This is a genomic window from Streptomyces sp. NPDC045022 (assembly GCF_056432605.1).
On sequence record NZ_JBWKIR010000031.1, the window covers coordinates 50,561 to 70,671 of the forward strand.

At 68.2% G+C, this 20,111-nt stretch carries 13 protein-coding genes and 1 pseudogene; 7 read left to right on the forward strand and 7 right to left on the reverse strand.

The annotated features are described in order from the left end of the window. Positions 1-65: 65 nt before the first annotated feature. Positions 66-1,457 carry a hypothetical protein gene (locus AC07C1_RS34930; protein ID WP_478945727.1) on the reverse strand — a complete coding sequence of 464 codons (1,392 nt, stop codon included), beginning with the start codon at positions 1,455-1,457 and terminating at the stop codon, positions 66-68. Positions 1,458-1,980: 523 nt separating this feature from the next. On the opposite strand from AC07C1_RS34930, the gene AC07C1_RS34935 reads away from it, so the two are divergent. Continuing rightward, a complete protein-coding gene (locus AC07C1_RS34935; protein ID WP_478945729.1) occupies positions 1,981-2,463 on the forward strand; it encodes a hypothetical protein in 483 nt (160 codons plus the stop codon). A gap of 458 nt (positions 2,464-2,921) precedes the next feature. On the opposite strand, the gene AC07C1_RS34940 is transcribed toward AC07C1_RS34935, so the two are convergent. From AC07C1_RS34940 to AC07C1_RS34960, 5 genes are all read right to left on the reverse strand, one after another. Beyond that, complete coding sequence (locus tag AC07C1_RS34940) at positions 2,922-3,623, reverse strand: restriction endonuclease (protein ID WP_234525418.1); 702 nt, start codon at positions 3,621-3,623, stop codon at positions 2,922-2,924. Continuing rightward, positions 3,620-3,970, reverse strand: a complete 351-nt coding sequence (locus AC07C1_RS34945) for a hypothetical protein (protein WP_076968852.1) — start codon at positions 3,968-3,970, stop codon at positions 3,620-3,622. The genes AC07C1_RS34940 and AC07C1_RS34945 overlap by 4 nt, the downstream gene beginning before the upstream one ends. Positions 3,971-4,657: 687 nt before the next feature. Then, positions 4,658-6,562: a UvrD-helicase domain-containing protein gene (locus AC07C1_RS34950; RefSeq protein ID WP_478945732.1), complete on the reverse strand. Its 1,905-nt coding sequence runs from the start codon at positions 6,560-6,562 to the stop codon at positions 4,658-4,660. A 3-nt stretch (positions 6,563-6,565) separates the two neighbouring features. Beyond that, on the reverse strand, positions 6,566-8,491 hold the full coding sequence (locus AC07C1_RS34955) for an ATP-dependent nuclease (RefSeq protein ID WP_478945734.1): 1,926 nt from the start codon (positions 8,489-8,491) through the stop codon (positions 6,566-6,568). Between the two features lie 326 nt (positions 8,492-8,817). Further along, positions 8,818-9,480 (reverse strand): hypothetical protein, encoded by a 663-nt coding sequence (locus tag AC07C1_RS34960; RefSeq protein ID WP_478945736.1) that lies wholly within the window; start codon positions 9,478-9,480, stop codon positions 8,818-8,820. 620 nt (positions 9,481-10,100) lie between these two features. Here AC07C1_RS34960 and AC07C1_RS34965 point away from each other — a divergent pair. From AC07C1_RS34965 to AC07C1_RS34985, 5 genes and pseudogenes are all read left to right on the forward strand, one after another. Next, positions 10,101-10,365 (forward strand): annotated as a pseudogene (locus tag AC07C1_RS34965) (helix-turn-helix transcriptional regulator). Between the two features lie 159 nt (positions 10,366-10,524). Further along, complete coding sequence (locus tag AC07C1_RS34970; protein WP_478945738.1) at positions 10,525-11,412, forward strand: DUF6083 domain-containing protein; 888 nt, start codon at positions 10,525-10,527, stop codon at positions 11,410-11,412. Positions 11,413-11,485: 73 nt separating this feature from the next. After that, positions 11,486-11,896, forward strand: a complete 411-nt coding sequence (locus tag AC07C1_RS34975) for a hypothetical protein (protein ID WP_478945740.1) — start codon at positions 11,486-11,488, stop codon at positions 11,894-11,896. Positions 11,897-11,972: 76 nt separating this feature from the next. Next, the gene (locus AC07C1_RS34980; protein ID WP_478945742.1) at positions 11,973-13,430 is read left to right on the forward strand and encodes a UvrD-helicase domain-containing protein; all 1,458 of its coding nucleotides are present in this window, start codon (positions 11,973-11,975) and stop codon (positions 13,428-13,430) included. 388 nt (positions 13,431-13,818) lie between these two features. After that, the gene (locus AC07C1_RS34985; RefSeq protein ID WP_478945744.1) at positions 13,819-14,427 is read left to right on the forward strand and encodes a hypothetical protein; all 609 of its coding nucleotides are present in this window, start codon (positions 13,819-13,821) and stop codon (positions 14,425-14,427) included. Positions 14,428-14,491: 64 nt separating this feature from the next. Here AC07C1_RS34985 and AC07C1_RS34990 read toward each other — a convergent pair whose 3' ends face one another. Further along, positions 14,492-16,741, reverse strand: a complete 2,250-nt coding sequence (locus AC07C1_RS34990) for a GmrSD restriction endonuclease domain-containing protein (protein ID WP_478945746.1) — start codon at positions 16,739-16,741, stop codon at positions 14,492-14,494. A gap of 424 nt (positions 16,742-17,165) precedes the next feature. On the opposite strand from AC07C1_RS34990, the gene AC07C1_RS34995 reads away from it, so the two are divergent. After that, a complete protein-coding gene (locus tag AC07C1_RS34995; protein ID WP_478945756.1) occupies positions 17,166-20,057 on the forward strand; it encodes a class I SAM-dependent DNA methyltransferase in 2,892 nt (963 codons plus the stop codon). The last annotated feature ends 54 nt before the right edge of the window (positions 20,058-20,111 follow it).

Below are 20,111 nucleotides of genomic sequence, written 5' to 3' on the forward strand. Positions count from 1 at the left end.
GGGCCGGTGCGGCCGGCTGCGCGGGGCTGGAAACGGGCTGGAGGCCGGAGAAAACTGCGGGTCTGCTATCGGCGAAAGCCTCGTTGCGGATTGCGGGCCACACCGTTGTCGAAGGGCTCAAACCAGGAGTCCACACGCAGGTCCCCCGCTCCCAGGCGCTGGTTCGCCGGGTTGCCGGGCGCCTCGATCCCGGCAAGGGAGGCGTCGAAGAGCATCAATACGTCGTGGTCTTGGAAGAGGAGGTCGGAGCAGGCATCCCAGCTGTAGTCGTCCTCGTGCCGGGGCAGGGTGTGGTGTTCATCGTCCGCGAGCCGGTCCTCAAGGTAGGTGGGGGCGTCCTCGATGGCCAGGTGGAGGGCCATTTCCTCGGCGGTGCAGGTGGGTTCGGGCCAGCGGCCCTTGTTCAGGTCGTCAGCGAGGTCGTCGAAGGCCCTGGCCATCCGTCGACGCCAGCGGTGATCAGCGGACCGGGTCAGCGGGGGGAGACGGTCGAAGACGGCCCAGCCGGTGGAGTGAGCGTCCGGCAGGTACTGATCGCCCAGCCGCGCGGCGTCGTCGAAGGCCTGGTCTGCGAGGACAGACAGGGCCGTGCTCAGCAGGTCAGCAGTGCGAGGGGTCAGCTGCCATCCGCAGGTCTCGCAGTCTTCCGACTTGCCGGCGCAGTCGCACTCGCGGATTGGGAACAGCGCCGCGAAGTTCGGTGTCGGCGTCTTGGCAGCGGGGCGGCTGCGCTCGTAGCGCAGCCGCCATCCGTGGTGGAACCGGATCGCCACCGGGGACGGGTTCCAGTCGGCGAGTTCGTCCCCGTCCTCGGGGCTGAGGACTTCGGCGACGCTCTGGTCCTCCAGGGTCTGTGCGCCGGGGACATTCAGATCGTCGGTGAGCGTCATGGCGGCGCCGACGAGGTCACGCGGGTCGTCGTCTCCCAGGTCGGTTGCCTGCAAAGGCTGCCATCCGCGATCGGTGGCGGCCCGGATCAGGGCGTCCTCGTCGGTGACATGGAACTCATACAGGCGGGCGATCCGTACGACCTTCCCCGGCAGGTCTTTGAGCCGCGGGTGGCTGGACGGCTCGAACGGCACGGGCGCGGCATCCTGCGCACCGTCGGATTCGGGGTCTTCGGGTTCGACGACTTCGTAGAGCACTCCAGGGCCGGTCGGCCAAGTGCCGGTCGCGGCGTGGGTGACAGCCTGGCGCAGCGAGCCGGCCGGCGCGTCGGGCATGACGGCGGTCAATGCCCGCAGTTCGTCGTCGGCGCACGTGGCCTCGCGCCTGGCCAGGACACGGCGCAGGATGTCGACGGCCTCGTGCGCGTGGTCGGGTTCCTTGCAGGTCAGGACCGCAGCCAGGGAACGGGGGCCGTGGTCGTGGTCGAGCAGGGCCATCACGCGGCTCTTGCTGGGGGTGTGCTCGCACAGGAAGTCGACGGCCTGGGCTGTACGGGGCAATGCGGTCATAGCGAAGTCTCCACATGGCATGTCCGTGCACGGCCCGAACGGCGGGCGTGCCGGGCACGGAAATGGGATACCCGCTGGTTGACGCGGTACGAGCGCATCCCCGGGCGGTGGAAAGGAAGTTGATGGGGTCGGCTGGTGCCATCGCTGCGAACGACGGCCCGGGCCTGACTGGACAACACCGTACCCCGGCTGGCGCTGGCTCATCCGTCGATTCGGCAAGGTTGAACAGTGCCAGCCGATCACGAAGAGCACGCCGTCAGGGCCTGAGCCGTTAAGGGCACCGCGCTTCTCAGCGCCACAACGACCGACCCAGCGAACTTCTACGGTCACAGTGCCAGGCGCCTAAACATGTGACGCTGTGGCAGTTCCGCCCGGGCCGGCCGCAGCGCCGGCGCACGGGTGTGCGGATGTCCGAGTCATCGGCTTCACCACGGCACGCGCTGCGATCGGGTTGCCGCCATGCCAACCGATGCGGAACGATCGCGGTCCACACTCGCTGCGGGAGCAAGGCAGGAAAGTCGCGATGCCGTGGGAAGATGGCAAGACCCGCTACGTGGGCACAGGAATGGTCACGCTCGCCGACGGGCGCGATGTTCCGGTCGTCGCCGCCCTGGTACTCAAGCTCGATCCCGAGACGGTGCCAGGCTTCACCTACGACCGTCACACCACCTGGGTGGGAAGCCTTCACACAGACACCGATGACGATCTGCGGGATGCCGCCCCCGGCCTGCTGACCCTCTCCGATGGCCGGTCCGGCACCTTCATGGCCACGAGCGGACCGCCCGACCTCGTCGGCGTCTCCGGCATCGGCCCGGCCCCGTTCGGTCCGCCCCAGGACGCCCACACTGACTGGGAGCCACCCGAACTCGCCGTCGACGTTGCGCTGTCCCGCAACGAACCTGACGACGCGCAGCGGGTCGCCGACGAACGGGAGCGGGCACAACGACGCGGCATGTCGGCCCAAGAGCTTCAGGCCCGCTACCGCGTCCGGTGGATCCCCGACTGACGGCTGCCCCGGCACCGACTGCGGTACGCAGGCCGCGCTCCACTGCGACCGGTAACGCCTCTTCAACCGGCACACGCCGGCTTCCCCCGGATCAACGCACACAACGGACTGCCAGGGCGCTGCCCGCATACGTGCCTACGTGGATGCACCACCACGCTGCGTTCACGTGCCCGCGGAATACCTCCACCACCCGCACAGAGGCGGCTGCGCCTGGCTGTCATAAGCACCTCCGCCCAGTCGCCGAGAGCGTCACGACATCCTGTAGATGGAATCGGGTTCCACCGCCCGCTGGCCCACCGGAAGAGCATCACACCCTCGCACGCCGCGACTTCCACAACCCGGCACGCCTCACCTGAACCCGTCCGGTGAGTCCGAGAAACGGACGGTCGGCTTCCCGAAGTGCTTCGGGCGGAAGCCGGCCGCACATCTTCTTGCGATCTTTGCAGGAGCGGGGGGACTCAGGAGAGCTGGGAGGGTTTGCGGGGCGGAGGAAGCGCGGGCAGCAGTTCCCACAGCGGCCGCGATCCCGCGGCCCAGGAACCGAGCAGTTGGCGGTCGACGAGGTGCAACCGCTGCTGCCGGGCAAAGACGCGACCGGGCCGGGAGATCCTGCCGTTGGTCACCATCACCACGACATCCGCCTTGTGGACCGGGCGGCCCGTCCCATTGAGGACCTGCAGATCCGGGGTGCCCACCGCGGCGCCCCGCTCACCGTGCCGGCGGTGCTTGCACTGGATCACCCAGCGCCGGCCCTGCGGGTCGGTCGCCTTCACGTCGGCCCCCAGATCGCCCTGCCCGCCGACCTGGACAGCGTCTGCGCAGCCATCCCGGTTCATCAGGTCGCGGACGGCGTATTCGAACTGCCGGTGGGAGAGCGCATCCAGCTGGGCCAGCCCATAGCGCAGGGCACGCGCCCGCGCCTGCTCCCACTGCACACGCTGGGTCCGCTGCTGCCACCACCCGATGCCGGCCAGGACAGCGAAGACGGCCCCAACGAGCAGCAGCCACCAGTGCGCGAGCAGCCAGTTGACCACCATCACCACCAGGCCGACCGCTGCCACAGCGACCACGGCCAGGACGGTGATCGGTGCGTCCTGCCGGCTGCGCCGGCGGCTGGGGCGCCGGGTGGTCCGTCGCCTGGCGGGCGGGCGCCGGGTCATCGCCCACCTCCCAGGGCAGAGAGGTCGATCGGGTACGACACGCTCGGTGCGGGCGCGGCCGTTCGTGGCGTGGGCGTGTCGAACCTGATCGGGTACGACACTGTCGGGTGCGGGACAGCCACCCGTGGAGCGTCGTTGGTGGTGTGGTCGAAGCGGATCGGGTAAGTCACCGAGGGCGTGGGCGACTGGCTGTCCGTTCCGTCCGCGGTCGAGGTGTTGCCGAAGCCGAGTACTGCCAGGCAGAAGACGGCGAAGACGGTCATCTCCCGCCGCGCACCCGGCGCCCACCGGGTGTGCCCGCGTACTGGCGTTCCGTCGGAGCGCACGTACGGCCGGACAATTGGCATGTGGTCCTCCCCCAAGGGCTCGTAAGTTCCCCGCGATCTCTGCCATGCTGGCGGCCGCCACTGACAGTCGATCAACCTGAGTGGCTCAACTCTGCTGGTTCCACGGCCAGTTCAAGACAGGCCGAACGGGATGCCCTGCTGTCGGGTCCCTACTGTCCGAGCCTCGCGTCGGGATGCCGAGTGCACTGGGGTACACGCTGCAGGGTCGCGGAAGGCTGATTCACCAGGGCAGTCGGACCATGCCGAACGTCATGGCAGGGCAGAATCCCGGCTGCAGGCCGGTCAGTGACCGAGCAAGCGGAGGGCGATCCGGCCATTTCGGGTACAGCGCCCAAGTGGCGAAAAATGAGAGTCAGCTGCCCGGGGTCTGGGGATCGCCCCTGGAGCGGGCCGCTCAGCAGGCCTACTCCGTGCGCGCCCAGCGCGTCCCACTGAGGTCGCCCTCGCGCCCTGAACAAAAGGGTGGCCCGCCGCTACGGGGGAAAGCGGCGGGCCAGCACCATCTCCGCGGTGCCACCGCCACGCACGCAGCGCACGCCGTGGCAGTGAAGTGACTGCCGTTCGGGTCCCGTTCGACGGCGGGCAAGCGGAGGGGCGCGAGGTCTGGCGCGCCGTTGCCGTTCATGCCCTGGCAACAGGTCCGGCCATGAACGGGGAACTGCGCTGCCCGCTCGGGCGATTGGAACCTCACCGCCCAGGGGCCACGCTCCGCACCAGCCACCCCCGGGCCTGTAGTGCCTCGATATGGGGTGCGATGCCGGTCCGGTGCGCAGCGAAGGCCAGCAGATGCGTGGGGCGAGTCGCTCCCACGAAGAGCAACTGAGCCGCTTTGCGCACGGTGATCGGGGCGTCGGCCACATCTTTCGACTGGGCCACCAGTGCGAGTGTCTCGTGGACGTCGTACTTACGGCCGCGGCTGTCGAGGCACTCCAGGATGAGGGTGGCCGCGTGCGTCTCGCCCTTGGCCCGCTGTATGGAAGTGGCCACCGACATCATCGGAGCCGCCTCCTCCACAACCGCTTCGGTTCGGGGAACGAGCGGCGGAATGTGGCGCAGGAGGTCGTCGATGCGGGGCGCGGTGAGCGGCGAAAGGTCGGCAAGCTGCGGCAGCACCCCTCGCAGGCGCCCCATCAGAGCGTTCCACTGCGCCGGGTCGTCGGTGTCCGCACTGAGCAGGTCGTGTAGCAGTACGCGCATCTGCAGGCCTGCCGAGTCGGCACGGCGTTCGATGCGCTGGATCGCGGGCAGGGCATTGCCGGAGCCCTGCCGGAACGCTCTGCGCACAGCGTCCCAGGTCTGGACCGTTGCGGTGCGCCGGTCACCGGTGGCCAGCAGGGCGCGCGCTGCGCGGACGGTGGTGATCAGCTCGAGGGCGGGTTGTGCAGCAGTGTGCGAGGTGAAGGTGGGCAGGTAGCAGGTCATCGACTGAGGGAAGGCTTCGGCCTTTCCGGGGACCAGCCGTGAGGCCAGGATGCGTGGTGGTGCTGTGGCCAGCAGGTGGTCGGGGACAGTCTCGCGGGTCAGGCGCTCAAAGGCGGGGATGACGCCGGGTACGCAGTCATCGTCGAAGAGCAGCAGAGCGATGGTGCCCTGGGGGCCGGCACCGTCGATGGTCTGTCGGCGCTGGACGGTCAGCCGGCTGGCCAGGTCGGCGATCTGGGTGCCGAAGCGGCGGCTGACAGGGAGCTGGGCCGCGGAGGAGTGAGGAAAGGCCGAGGGCAGCAACGGCGCCTGGGTGCGGTCGGTGAAGATGCCCTGGTTGACGTCACCGGCTCGCTGTACGACGGTGCCGACTTTGCCGAAGACCTGGTCCAGGAGGTGCTGCTGCAGGTCGCTGGTGTCCTGCATCTCGTCGAGCAGGACGAACGGGAAGCGGTGCGCGGTGGCCTGGGCGATGTCGGGGTGGCGCAGGAGATGGTGCTCGGCGATGGCGAACATGTCGCTGTAGCGGAACAGGCCTTGGTCGGCGAGGTCGCTTTTGAGGCGGATCAGTTGCTGTCCGCTGGGGCTGGTGCTCTTGAAGGGCAGGGTCCCGGTTGGTCCTGTGACGGTGAGTTCGCCGGCGTCACATATGTAGTGGGCGCCAGCGACAAGGTCCCGTCCGTCACGGCGGCGTTCGGTGTATGCCTTCAGCTTGAAGTAGCCACGGTGGTTGTCCAGCAGACGCAGGGCGGCATGTTCGTAGGCGACGTCGTCGACGGTCTGGATGTCGATGCCGCGGGAACGCAGGGCGGGCAGGGCGAGGAAGGTGTTGGTGAAGGACTGGATGGTTCCGATGAAGTGAGGGAATCCCAGCAAGCGGCGTCCGGCTGGGGAGTCGGAGAGGCGGTGGGTGATCTCGTCCTTGGCCGTGTTGGTGTGGGACAGGACGCAGATTCCGCGGGTCGCTGAGGACCATCCTTGGGCGAGAAGGGTGAGTTTGAGGCCGATGAGGCTGGTCTTTCCCGACCCGGGAGCAGCTTGCAGATCGAGTGACTCGGCGCTCTGCAGGAAGTCCCATTGCTGCGGGTGGGTGAGTTCAAGTCCGCGCTGTGCAGCCAGGGCCTCGGCCTTGTCCTTGGCGAAGGTGTCAGGGGCGAAGGGAAGAGTCATAGGTCAGGCCGCCGGGGTGCACAGGTAATCGAACGCGGCCACCAGGTAAGGAGGCAGTTCCTCGTCCGTGACCGGGGTGGACTGCAGCAGTCGGGCGGCGTGTTGGGCGGCAATGGTCTTGCTGGCCTCGTCCAGGCGCAGGGGTTTGTAAATGTCCACCGCGGCGTCGGCCAGGGATGTGCCGCTGTCCTTCCACTGCTGCACCTCGAGCTGGGCCTCATTGTCGAGTTCAGCGAGCCTTTCCGCGGTGGGCCACTTGTTCTTGGAGGCGACGGCGGAGCGGACGGCCTGGTGCATGAGGGTGGCCATGGTCCAGGAGGCTGCGGCCAGGTCGTACTCGAGGGTCCAGTGGTCGGAGACGAAGGTGCGGACATTGCCGCTGTCCTCGGCCGTCAGCCTTGTCACATGCTTCTCGATCTGCTCGGCGCTCATCTCGGCCGAGCATTTCAGCTTTCCACGCATGTCCTGGGGGGTGCCTGCGGGTACCAGGTCGCGGTCACGGATGCAGGCCACGGTGACGGGTATCTGCGCGCCGTCACGCTGGAAGATGCGGCTGTAGCGGAACAGACCCACGCTGCCGACGTTGACGATGCTCACGCCGCATTCGTTGAACGAGCGGTCCACCGCCTTGGCAAGGGCCGGCAAGAAGATGGCCTCAGCGTCACCCTCCACAATGGCGACGCCGCGGGCGAAGAACAGGTTGGCCTTGGTGACGTCGAGGAAGCGGGAAAGGAATGCGTAGTCATCGGAGTGCAACAGGGTCTGCCCTGGGGCCAGGCTGAAGGTCGCACCACGCGAGACAAGCGTGAGATGTTCCACCGGTGTGGCGGAGGCGAGGTTGGGACTGTGGGTGGTGCAGATGACCTGTACCGGCAGGGCCGGCTTGTCGCTGGCTTCTCCGGCGCGTTCGCGCAGCAGGTCCATGATGCGGGTCTGCAGTTGCGGGTGGAGATGGGCCTCGGGCTCCTCGATGAGCAGCAGCGGAGCGAGTTCGCTGTTATTCAGCAGGAGCAGTTCGGCGGCCATGAACAGCGCGTTGCTGTAGCCGAGTCCGTGCCGGGTCCACTCCTTGGAGCCTGCGAACAGACGCAGTTCCAGACGCTCCAGGGCACGGGCCAGGGTGGCGTCACCGGAGACGCCGATCTCACCGCGCAGGACGTCGGAGCCGATGGCGAACCTCTGCAGGTAGCTGGCGTTGATGTCGTCGCGGGCCGCGATGATGGCCTTGTTCTCGCTGAGGTGGTGCTCGGTGCGCTGCAGGATGCCGACCAGGGTCGTGGCGGTGTCTTCGACCGGGTCAAAGTCGCTTGTCCCCTGGTCCTTGATGGTGGGATAGCCGGCGAGGATCTGCGCCAGACGCGAGCCACGGCCAGAACGCAGCTCCGCTTCAGCGTCCCGCAACGGGCGCAGGTAGGTGGCTTTGAGCAGTTCTCGGGCAGTGCCGTCGAGGGTGGGACCCTGGCCGTCGGGGCCGGTGCGGGTGACGAGAGAGACCCTGCTTGAGTGCAGGGGGTCGATCAGCTGGGCCCGCACGGTGACGTACAGGGAACTTCTGCCGTCCTCGTCGGTGGTCAGCAGTTCAAGGAAAACGGCCTGCTCTTGCGGCGTGAGGTCTTTGAACCCACAGGTGAGGGTGAAGCTGTCGGCACGGTGGCCGTTGCGGATGTGGAAGTCGTCGGCAGTGATCCGGTAGTAGTCCCCCGCCGTGGTCTGCAGACATAGGCGGATGGCATCGATGACCGCAGTCTTCCCGCTGCCGTTCTCGCCGACCAGGACGTTGGTGGCGGGGCCGAAGCCCATCCGAAGGCGGGTGTCTGTATCACCACCCTGCTTGGGAGCGGGACCGAAGATCCGGAAGTTTTCGGCAGACAGGCATGCCAGATACACGAAGCGGCCCCCCGATGGTTCCTGCGTTCCCACGTCCGGCATGACGCAGGCGCTCCAAGCCGCCTTCATCTCCCAACCCCTGGCCAAACAGACGGCTTTGACGCATCATAAGCACCTTTCCTTCACTCTATGTCCACAGTTTCAGAACTGTGTCACTTGCCGCACACGCCTCAGCCAGACAGAAACCCGCGCGCGATGTGCGCGGCCGCCAATCACCCACCCACCCGAACCACGTCCCTGTTCGATCAAAGCGACCACGTGGCCGGACTGCTTCTGAGCGACGCCTCCTGTCCATTCCTGGCGGGTCTACTGCCGCACTTGCCGACAGGGCGAAGGTCGCACTGCCGGCCGTCAACCCATCGGCGGTCTCAGCAGGTTGACGGCGCTCGTCGTTGTAGGGCGCAGGGCCGGGTGATCGTTCGATTCTGTGCCCGATCCGCAGGGTGTTCGGGATCTTTCGAGGGGACCGGCTGCCGATCTCCCCCTGGGTACGCCAGAGTCCAGTGCAGGTCTCCCCAGTTCGGGCAGGTGTACCAGGAGCTGAGCAGACCCGTCACGGTCAGTTGATCAAGGGTGGGCAGGCGCGCGGGATGGGTTCCGCAGGCGCGTGCCATCTGGCCGGGTTCGGCCAGGCCAGTGCCGGTATCCGGGTCGGCGTTCGCTGTGAGGTAGAGGCTTGCCAGTTGCAGCTGTGGGCCGACCGTTGCCCCGGCTGTCGAGGCCGTGGTGGCGCGTAGTGCCCAGTCTGCGGCCTGCGTTCGGTCGGGGCCGGCAGGGGCCTGGCTGAGCAGTGCTGCGTCGAGCAGTTCGGCGACGACCTCGTTGGCGGCTCTTCCTGAGCCGATCCGTAGCCATCGTGCGTGTTCCAGGTCGCGCCACGGGTCTGGGTTGTCGAGGCGGAGGCTGCGCAGCATGCCTTTGGGCAGCCGCACACGCATGGTGGTGTTCATGCGTAGCGCGCACTGCAGTGCGAGCAGGCGCGCTGCGGCCGGGGTGCTTTCGGGGAGGGCGGCGGCGAGGTAGCTGAGCATTTCGCGGACTCGGATCCGGGCGCCTGGGCCCTTGGGCTGTCGTCTGCGGCGCCGGGTGGTTGCGGGATGTGGTGCGCGGGCGAGGGCTGTGTCGGGGACGACGGCGGCGTGTGCTGTGGCTGCGGCGCAGGCACTGCAGGCGTCGGCGAGTCGCCAGACTCGTCCGCCGCGTTCGCGGGCGAGGAGGAGGCGGATCGGGCCGGCGCAGCCGCGGTGGCGGGGGTGCCAGCGGCAGCCGCGTTCGTGGCATTGGCAGGTGCGCAGGTGGGGTGGGAGGAGGTCGCCGCGTGCGTGTCGTGCGAGGTGGGCGAGGGCGGCTGAGCGGGCGAAGGCTGCGGTGACCGGTCCACTGCCGTGGGGGCATTGCTGGCATACGAGGACGAGCCCGCTGGGGTGCGAGCGCAGTTCCACGGTCCAGGCGCGTGGTGTCGCTGGGCATGTTGTGCGCAGCCTCATGGGCGCGTGTTCCTCCTGCTGTTGCGTGCGCGCCGGTCCCGTCGGGGCTGGGGCGGCGGCCCACCGTAGTGCAGAGGTCTGCCCTTTCGCTGGCGTCACCACCTGCGAAATTAGGGCAGAGGTCTGCACTGACAGGGCAGGGGTCTGCACCGTCGGATGGACGGGTGACGATCTTGCCGCCCGATCCGGACCTCGACGCGCTGCGGTTGGAACTCGCGCGTCTGCGGGCCCGCGCGCGGGTGGACCTATGACGAGCTCGCCGCCCGCAGCGGCCTGGCCAGACGTACCGTCATCGAGATCGAGCAGGGCCGCACCATCGGCACGCTGAAGACCTGGCACGCCCTCGCCCACGCTCTGGGCACCCCGTTCGACGAACTCTTCAGCACGCTGTGCCGCGGGCACGACCTGCCGGGGCCGAGCGGGGACTGACCCCCGTCCGGGCGGCCGCCCCGGATCACCCAAACCGGCGAGACCGCCTCGAACGAGCGACCGTCCGTTCGCACTCCAGTGGCACCATGTGCGGCTGAGCGGGCGATCCGGCCCCACCGCTGCCGCGGATGCGGCGTGTTGGCTGGCAGGTTCACGCGCATGCGCTCCACACCTCCCGCCTCCCGCCACTGGGACCGCAGCCCCGTCCTCGCCCACCGCGCGCGCCGTTCCCTTCAGGTCACCCCCGACGGCGCCAGCCGGCTGCTGCGCTGCGGACAGAGCGGCCGGTGCCGCGACTGCGGCAACCGGATCGAGTGGTACCACCGCAGCGACCGCCGGCCGGTCCGTCTCCATCCGCAGAAACTGCCGACCGCCCGGGTGCCCGCCGCCTGCCGCTGGCAGGTCAGCTCCGGTATCGCCCACCCGGCCGGGGACGGCAGCAGCTGGTGCCGTCTGCCGCACGCCGTCCTCTGTCCCGCCCGCGACACGGCACCGGCTCCCCCTGAACTGGCCGGGCTGCGCCGGTCGCTGGCCGTGCACACCCGCCGCATGATCGACGCCGGGGTCTTCACTCCTCCCCCGGCCTCGCCGGACAGCTCGGCGCCCCAGCCGCCCGTCTGCCGCCCGGCCCGGCCCATCGTGCAGCTGTTGTACGTCCGCTACCTCGCCTCCCGGCCGGTGGATGAAATCCAGTGTGTCGCCCAGACCCGGCGCCGCCACCGCTGCACCAGCCCGCTGCTTGCCTCCGACGCCCCGGCCGGCACCTGGAGACTGGTCCCCGCCACCGCGACGGGCGGCCAACTGGCCCTGCCCGCCGAGGTCATGGCCGTCTACGACCTCACCGGCGTCCCCTACGCCGAGCAGCTGCGCTGGCGCGCCCAGCGCTGTCCGCAGCACGCGGCCACGCCCACGGCCGCCGATCTGGCGGTGGCCGGCTGGGAGCCCTTCGACCCGCTGCACCACCACGAACACATCCACACCCGCCTGCCCACCCCCGTTCGACGCCCCGGGCCTGCATGCCGTGCACGGCAGGCGGCCCGGCCGTGATGCGCACCACGCCGTCGAGATCGCCCTGACCAGGCCTGCCACTCCCGGCGAACTCCGGTATGCACACTGCGGCGTGTCCCTGGCCGCGAGCGCGGACCGCACCCGGCTGATGGCGGTCTACAGCGCACGCAGTCCCGGCGGCGCCCTGCACACGCTGCGGCGCCAGCTGGGCGCACGCTTACCGATCGACGTCCTGACCACGCACTTCCCCGACCGGCACGGCCAGGTCCTGCTCAACGTCGCCCTGGACCACACCGCCGACAGGGCACTGCGCCAGGCCGCGACAGTCCTGGGGCAACGCCCCCACAACCTGCTCCGACGGCGGGTGACCGCGGCCCTTGCCCGGGAGGATCAGGAACGCGCCCGGCGCCTGGAGGTTCGGCTCGAGAGTCTGCTCGCCCACCACACACCCGAAGACGTCCTGGCCTGTGTGGCCGGCCTCCTGCACAGCCACCAGCACCATCCCACTCGCACAGCGCCATAACTCCTTCTCCTACGCCGCTCCCGACACGGCGGCTGCAGGCCCCCCTGATCCTCTTCAATCTTTCGCGGAGCCCTTGTTGCACACGCCCACCGACGAACAGGCCCACGCCGTCGACGCCTTCCGGGCCGGTCACCATCTCGTCCTGCAGGCCGGAGCCGGGACGGGAAAGACCAGCACCCTCAGCCTGCTTGCCGCCAGCACCCTCAGCCGCGGCCGCTACCTCGCCTTCAACAAGGACATCGCGCGCGATGCCACCACCCGCTTCCCCCGCACGGTGGTGTGCAAGACCGCCCACGCCACGGCCTACGCCGCCGTAGGGCACCGCTATGCGAGCCGGCTCAACAGCCCCCGCCAGCCGGCCTGGAAGACCGGCCGGGCACTCGGCATCACCCGCCCGGTCCGCATCGGCGATCACGAGATCAGCCCCCGGACGCTCTCCCACACCGTGCTGCGCACCGTGACCCACTACTGCTACTCCGCCGACCGCACCCTGACCCGCCACCACGTACCGCACCTGCGCGGCCTGTCCACCTTCGGCGAGCACGCCCAACTTGCGCATGAAGTCCTGCCGTTCGCAGTCAAGGCCTGGGCCGACCTGCACCACCCCGAGACAGGTGTGGTCCGCTTCGAACACGACCACTACCTGAAAATGTGGGCCCTGACCCAGCCGAGACTCGAAGCCGACTTCCTCTTCCTCGACGAGGCCCAGGACACCAACCCGGTCCTTGAGGAGGTCTTCGCCGCCCAGCGTGGCCATGCCCAGCTCGTCATGGTCGGCGACTCCGCCCAGGCCATCTACGGCTGGCGCGGTGCGCGGGACGTGATGACCGGCTTCGACGCCACTGCTCTCACCCTGACCCGCTCCTTCCGCTTCGGCCCCTTGATCGCGGAAGAGGCCAACCGGTGGCTCACGCTCGCCGATGCACCCATCCGCCTGACCGGCACCGACGCCATTCCTACCGAAGTCGGGGGCCTCACCCGGCCGGACGCGGTGCTGTGCCGCACCAACATCGGCGCCATGGCCGAAGTCATGCGCCTGCTCGCCGCCGGCCACCGCGTCGCCCTCACCCGGGGCGGGCAGCAGCTGGCCGCGCTCGCCCTTGCGGCTCGCGATCTCAAGGACGGCCGCCGCACCTCTCACCCCGAGCTCGTGCTCTTCGGCTCCTGGGGCGAGTTGCAGGACTACGCCGCCCACGATCCTGCCGGGCGTGACCTGCAGCCCTTCGTCGACCTCGTCGACACCCACGGCCCCGACGCCATCCTCGCCGCGGTCGACCAGCTCACCGACGAGACCCATGCCGACGTGACCGTCTCCACCGCCCATACTGCCAAAGGCCGCGAGTGGCCCACCGTCCAGATCGGCAACGATTTCCCACCGCCCAAGGACACCGACCAGCACGACGACCAAGGACGCCCTGTCCCGGAACCCGTCAGCGACACCGACGCCCGCCTCGCCTACGTCGCCGTCACCCGCGCCCGACAGCACCTCGACCTCGGCGGCCTGTCGTGGATCAACTCCCACCCACCGCGCTGAGTGAGTCAGAGAAGCTGGGGCACAGATTTTCTCCGCACGGGGCAGCCTCATGAGGCGCGTGGTGAACCTCCTGGTACATATCCGGAGAACTCTTGATCAGCCAGTGGCCTTCTACACCCTGGCAACCTGCTTCGCGTCAACAGTCACACCCTCTGCCCCACAAAGCACCCTCGCACTGACCCACGTGCAGGTCCTGCCGACGGCAATCTCAGCCATGCAGCAGAGAACGCCGCTGGTGTCTTCCGTACTATCCCTACAACACAACTGTGCAGCAGTAACTACTACTGCTCACACGGCACACCAGGCGGAAAAGCACATGCGTTGGATTTCGCATACGCGGCCCCCTCGCTGCTCGCGGGCCGTGGCGCCCAGGAAGGGTTGAGACAACATGTCCGAAACCGCTACCGGAACCACCGAGTTGACCTCGCAGTACAGCGCGCAGGTGGCCGGTGACCTTGAACGCAATCTCAAGGAGCAGGAACGCCTCAGCGGTGAAATCGAAGGGCTGCAGGCACAGTTGGCTGCCCTGCGGCACGACCACACCGTCCTGGTGAACATCCAGCAAGCCCTCGGCGTCCCCGCGACGACCGCTGCGCCTGAACCCGTCGCGACGGTGCCAGCCGCCCGCAAGAAGGCAGCAGGCGCATCAGGCACGGCCAAGAAGTCGCCCGCGGCCAGGAAGCGAACCGGCGAGAAGGCCGCGAAGGCGGCGGCCGCGTCGTCAACGTCGCTCACGCTCGTCGACTTCGTGCGCGAACACCTGGCAGGCCAGAGCGAACCCCGCTCCGCTGCCGAAATCACCACCGCACTGGGCCAGCAACACCCCGAGCGCACCATCAAGACAACCGTCGTGCGCACCACGCTCGAAGGGCTCGTGGCCAAGAGCCAGGCCCAGCGCACCAAACAGGGTGCCTCCGTCTTCTACACAGCGCCCGACGCGACGCAGCCGGCACCCGCCGCCCAGACCGGAAGCCAGCCCGAACCGGCCAGCCCCTGAGCCGGTCCATCGCACAGTGAAAGGCCGTGGGGCCGGGGTGGTTCGCCTAACGGATCGGACGGGGTTACAGGGCGCCGGAGGCCACTGCGCGATCGCGTAGGGTGCGCAGGCTGATGCGGACTCCTGTTGGGTCTTCGATGTGCCATTCGTTCATGCCTTGGCAGGTTTTGGTGCCGCGGGCGACGGCTCCGGCTTCGTCGACCCGGCCGTAGGGGGTGCCGCCGGTCGCGGTGAGGATGATGCCGCCGTCTTCGTCAATGGTGGCCCAGTGATCGGTGGAGCGGTAGGTGAGCACGATCCGTGTGCCGGCGGTGAGGATCTGGGCGGCGATCATGCGGGCGACATCTGTACGGCGGCGCCCGGCAACCGGCCGGCGCTGCGCGGCGGCCTGGCGGGGCCGGGTCGGCGGCTGGGCGCCGTCTTCTGGCTCGCTGGTCGGAGGGACGGGTAGGCCGAGGCGCTCAGGGTTCCAGATGTGTTCGAACAGGCACAGATACAGCTCCTGGCGGGTCTGGACGACCGAGGTCATCGTCTCCCGGGGACCGAATGGCCTGAGGACCTTGTCGAGCTTGTGGGTCTTGATGAATTCGCGCAGCAGCGGGTTTCGTTGGTCGTAGCCGGGGGCGATGATGCCCAGCAGGACGTTGCTGCGGGCGTAGTAGGCGGCCTTGTCGTTCAGGGGCAGGTCGTTGATGCTGGAGTTCTCGCGCCCCATAAGCAGGCCGAGGCCGCCCAGTTGGTTGCGGCGGCTGCGGAAGACGACGGGGTCGGGTATCTCCTCCTTCACGCGGTGGTGGTGGTTGGCCCACAGGTGCTCGATGTGGAACCGGTCCCGGTCGAGGTAGGCGAGCGCGTCGTGGGGGCGCTGGCAGGCCTCTTCGACGTAGGCGGTGGCCCGGGCCAGCAGATAGCGGATCTGATGGGCGTTGTTGCCGCGCAGCCCGAGCGTGACCGCGTCGCGTATCGAGCCTGCGTCCTGGGTGACGAGGTCGCCTAGCGCGGTGGCGACGTCGGCGACGGTGCGGCACCTGCGCAGGACGGGTACGAGGGTGTCGTGGGCCAAGGCGTCGGCGTCGGCCGACTGCACGGGCAGGTCCTGCAGGACCCTCAGGGCATACCAGCGGTCCATGTAGTCGGCGACGAGGCGGCCTTTGTCCTTGGCGTCCGAGGGCCGGTCGTCGGGTTCGATGGCGGCGAGGATGGTGACCGCCTGGCAGCTGAGTCCGTTGCGTTCGTTGAAGAGCACCGTCTCCAGGCGGTCGCCGCCTGTCTTGAGTGCGCGGCTGGCGGCGAGGAAGGGCCTGAACAGTCTGGCCGACTTCAGCAGGTCCTGCACGAAGTGCAGGAAGCTGTCGGGCCGTTCGGGCACCAGTCCCAGGTGGGCGGCGTTCTGGCGGACCCATACGTTGAGGTTGCTGTCGATCTGCCGACGGTCCTCGTCGTGGTCCTCGCGTGCGCAGCGGGCCAGCAGGAAGGCCTTGATGAAGCGGGAAGCGGCTGTGGAGTCCTCCCGGTCGGTGGCCAGTTCGCGCAGCATTTCGTGCCATTGGGTGTTCAGCTGGTCTTCGTTCGTTCCGACGTGGGAGAGCAGGTGGCTCTTGAGGAGGTCCACGGCGGTGAGGCGGGCGCCGCGGTCGTTCATCGTCTCGAACATCCGGTAGCCGTGGTCGGAGCTGGCCGCGCGGATCCCGACCAGGACCACCCGGTCCAGCAGCCACTCGGTGAACCGGTGGAGGTTCTCCGCGTCGAGTTCTTCCGCGAGCTGGGATTCGATCTGCTGGCTGCGCGCCCACAGATTGCGGCGGGAGAGCGAATCTCCCACGCCTGTTTCGTACTTGCGGGCCTCGGCGACTGCGCGCAGGACGGGTTCGTGGTCGGTGATGCCGAGCGAGAAGTGCTCTCCGTCAGTCGTGATCACCCGGTTGAGCCGGTCGACGGCCCGGCTGTCTGCGCGCTCCTGTGCCGCCAGCCGCAGCTGCAGGAAGAGCAGGTGCAGCGTGACGAAGCGCTGCTGCCCGTCGACGAGGTAGCGCCGGTTCTTCGAGGGCTCGTAGTAGACGAACGGCCCCAGAAAGTACTGCGGCGCGGTGTACGGTCGGCGCAGGTAGGACGGATTCGCCGACCAGTGCCTGAACGATCCGCACAGATCCCGCAGCAGCGTGCGGACTTCGTCCTCGCCCCAAGTGTAGTCGCGCTGGTAGTAGTCGATCTCATAGGTCACATCACGGAACAGTTCCTTCAGGCTGAAGCCCTGGGACCTGATCTCGTCCGAACCCATGACACCACTCCCCCACCTGCCCGGCTGTCTGCTCATGATCCCAACTCCCCCGGGTGGCGTACAGACAGCGTGCGCGCAGGGTGTCACGGCGGACGGTGCGGTCTGCTCACGCGGGTGAGGTCAACGGCGGTCGTCCAGTGGGCTGTTCCGGCTCCGTCCCGGCCAGTGGGCGCCCGGGGGCCGGTCGGGGCCACTCCCCCCGTGTCGGCTCGTTGGACGCGCACTGCCAGGGCCGCGTGCCGGAGATTTGCGATTCCGCCCAGGAGACAACCGCTTGGGCAGCAACGCCTCTGGCGAAGCCCCGAGATCCGGCACGCTCGTGTCCCGGCGCCGCTGCGGGCCAGGGCGAGACACGCACGCTCAGCACGCCCTCTGGCGGGGCGTTCGTGGCGCGGGCGCCCGCGGGTCTGCCGGGATGCACCACCGGGCCGTGGACAGCGCGGATAGTCTCCGGTACGTGATGAACGACGGTCTCATGCGTACCACCACCCGCCTCTTCGACGTCTTCTGGGCAGCGGGAATCGCCAATCCGCTGGAGATCGTGGAGCAGATATCCCACCTCCTGTATCTCCGCGAGCTGGACGGCATACAGGAACGCTGGGACCGGGAGGCGGTTCCGCAGGAAGCACCGGAGAGGGAACCTGTCTTCACTCAGGACGAGCAGCATCTGCGCTGGTCCCATCTCATCCGCCTGACGCCTCAACGCATGTACACGTCGATGACCGACGAGGTGTTTCCCTGGCTGCGTAGTCACGCTTTCGTCGGGCTGGCCTATTCGCAGCACGTCAGCGATGCTCGTTTCACGATCCCGACTCCCAGTCTCCTTGCCAGGGTTGTGGGCCTCCTCGAGGAGGTGCTCTCGGCCGGGGATGCCAACGCGGGCGGTCTGTACGAGCAACTACTCGCCCGGGTCGCCACGGCCGGTCCCTTCGGCGCCTTCCGTACGCCTCACCATCTGACGGCTCTGATGGCAGCGATGGCTGAGCCCGGAGCTGACGACGAGGTGTGCGATCCGACCTGCGGCACGGGCGGTCTTCTCGCTGCCGCGGCTCAGTTTGTCCACCGGTCCGGCCCGGCCGCCGCACAGCAGAGCGCGACGAAGGTGAGCGGCAGAATCCACGGGTTTGACTTCGACAAGACCATGCTGCGGTTGAGCAGCATGCGGCTGGCTCTTCAGGGCTTCGAGGATGCTGACCTGCGGTACCGGGACAACCTGTCGGAGGGCGCCGGAGCGGAGAGTGAGCGCTACTCAGTTGTCCTGGCCAATCCCCCGTTCGCGGGCAGCGTCGACTACGAGGCCGTCGCACCAGAGTTGCTCGGGATGGTTCGTACGAAGAAGGCCGAGCTTCTTCATCTCGCCATGATTCTGCGGCTGTTGAGGGCAGGGGGACGCGCGGCCGTGATTGTCCCTGCCGGGCTGCTGTTCAGCTCGAGTTCTGCGCACATCGAACTTCGGCGCCTGCTGGTGGACGGGCATGGGCTGGAGGCTGTGGTGCAGCTGCCCGGCGGCACCTTCAAGCCGTATGCGGGGGTCTCGACGGCCATCCTGTTCTTCACCAAGGACGCCGGACAGGCAGACAGCGTGTGGTTCTACGATCTCACGGCGGACGGCTGGAGCCTGGACGACCGGCGTGAGCCGCTGCTGGCGCAGGACAAGCTCGGGCTGGCTCCCGACAGTGTTCTGGATGCCGTCGATCACACGCGTAACAACCTCCCGGATCTCATGCGGCGTTGGCGGCTGCGGCACAGCAGCGAGCGCCGGCGTGCCCGGTCCGAGCAGAGCTTCTGTGTGAGCAGCGCGGAGATCGCCGCGGAGGACTACAACTTGTCGCTGGAGCGATTCCGTCAGATCCATGAGATGCAGCGGGCCGCGCAGGAAGGCATTCGTCTGGGGGACTTCGCTGAGATCTTTCCCGGGTCCGTGCGCAGATCCGATCTGGACGAGGAACCGGATACGACGGACACGGACGGGCGACGGCGGGTTTTGACACCCACCCTGCTGACCAGCACGCTGCCGGATGTGGCAGACCTGCCCCTGCGTGCAGACCAGCGCGAACCCCGCCGCCGGTTGCGGCAGGGCGACATCGTCGGAAGGGATCTCGCCGGTACCCGCCACTGGACGTGTGTGCCGAGCCAATACGACGGCGTGCAGCCCGGCCAGGGCCTGATCGTCATCCGGCTCACTGAGGAGGTTCTGCCCCACGAGTACGTGATCGCCTACCTGTCCAGCGCTCTGGCTGAGCAGCAGCTGCCGAAGTACGGAGTCATCCCGCGCATCAAGGCCCGCGAGATGGCCGACGTCTGGATACCCAAGTGTGACGGCGGCCTGTCCGAAATCCGCGCCTCCCTCGCCATGCTCGACGAAGGGGAACGAGAAGCCGCACGCATCCAGGACGACCTCCACCGGATGCGGATGCGGATTTTCGAAAGCGGAACGGGTTCAGCCCGGCGCGGGCGGCTGGATGACGCCGCCGCGATCAGCTCCTTGACCGCGCAGAACCTGCGCCGGCACAACGAGCCCTACAAGCTGTTCCAGGAGTCATACCCCTACGCCGTAGCCCGCGCGGTCCGCAAGTTTCGGCACTCCCTGTCCCTGGCAGAAAAGCACGAGGCGGCCATCCAGTGCGCCGAGTCCTTGATCCTGTCTCTGGGCATCATGGCACTTGCTCTGACTGCCGACCGCGGCCGACAGGATCTGCCGGCCATCGCCCAGTGGAGCCAGTCCGTTGAGCGGGGCGGTGTCTCCCTCGGCCACTGGGTGGGGGTGGTCAAGGCAGTGGCCGAAGACGCACGCCAGCATGGTGACCCCGCCGCCGGCCTCGTCGAGGCAACAGCCCGTAAGAAGGGCGGGAAAGGCCTGATTGCCGATCTCGACCAACTGGTCGTGCTCCGCAACAAGATCCGGCACGGCGCAGGCCCTCGCACACGAGCCGAGCTGGAGAAGAGCCTTGAGCGCATCGAACCGCTGATGCTCAGCAGCCTGTCGGGATGCGCATTCCTCGCCCACACCCGATGGGTTCACACCGACCGGCTCCAATGGATGCCTGACGCCGGGAAGTTCCGCGTATCAGGCCTGGCCCTGATGGGAGACCACCCCGACTTCGCAACGGTCTCCTTCGACACGGCACATCCTCTGGCAGACGACCGGCTCTACCTCATCCCCCCAAACGACGATCCCCTCCCCCTCTCACCGTTCTGCCTCCTAAGCGACTGCCCTGCATGTCTGGCACCCGAGCTGTACTACCCCGACCGCATGACGAGTTCCACGGCTCTCCTCAAGAGTCTGGATCGAGGCCACGAGCTGGACAGCGACTCTGTCTTCAAGGCGCTGCGCGAGTGGGGCACCTCGTGAACCTATGGCCGGTTCCTCCACGGAACCAGCAGCGGGACTAGAGCTACGGCCTGG

What these genes read in the sequence shown, in the direction of transcription:
- AC07C1_RS34995 (WP_478945756.1), top strand. Translation starts at nt 17,166, where the DNA reads ATGAACGACGGTCTCATGCGTACCACCACCCGCCTCTTCGACGTCTTC.
- AC07C1_RS34970 (WP_478945738.1), top strand. Translation starts at nt 10,525, where the DNA reads ATGCGCTCCACACCTCCCGCCTCCCGCCACTGGGACCGCAGCCCCGTC.
- AC07C1_RS34930 (WP_478945727.1), bottom strand. Translation starts at nt 1,457, where the DNA reads ATGACCGCATTGCCCCGTACAGCCCAGGCCGTCGACTTCCTGTGCGAG.
- AC07C1_RS34955 (WP_478945734.1), bottom strand. Translation starts at nt 8,491, where the DNA reads ATGCCGGACGTGGGAACGCAGGAACCATCGGGGGGCCGCTTCGTGTAT.
- AC07C1_RS34950 (WP_478945732.1), bottom strand. Translation starts at nt 6,562, where the DNA reads ATGACTCTTCCCTTCGCCCCTGACACCTTCGCCAAGGACAAGGCCGAG.
- AC07C1_RS34940 (WP_234525418.1), bottom strand. Translation starts at nt 3,623, where the DNA reads ATGACCCGGCGCCCGCCCGCCAGGCGACGGACCACCCGGCGCCCCAGC.
- AC07C1_RS34960 (WP_478945736.1), bottom strand. Translation starts at nt 9,480, where the DNA reads ATGCTCAGCTACCTCGCCGCCGCCCTCCCCGAAAGCACCCCGGCCGCA.
- AC07C1_RS34990 (WP_478945746.1), bottom strand. Translation starts at nt 16,741, where the DNA reads ATGAGCAGACAGCCGGGCAGGTGGGGGAGTGGTGTCATGGGTTCGGAC.
- AC07C1_RS34935 (WP_478945729.1), top strand. Translation starts at nt 1,981, where the DNA reads ATGCCGTGGGAAGATGGCAAGACCCGCTACGTGGGCACAGGAATGGTC.
- AC07C1_RS34945 (WP_076968852.1), bottom strand. Translation starts at nt 3,970, where the DNA reads ATGCCAATTGTCCGGCCGTACGTGCGCTCCGACGGAACGCCAGTACGC.
- AC07C1_RS34985 (WP_478945744.1), top strand. Translation starts at nt 13,819, where the DNA reads ATGTCCGAAACCGCTACCGGAACCACCGAGTTGACCTCGCAGTACAGC.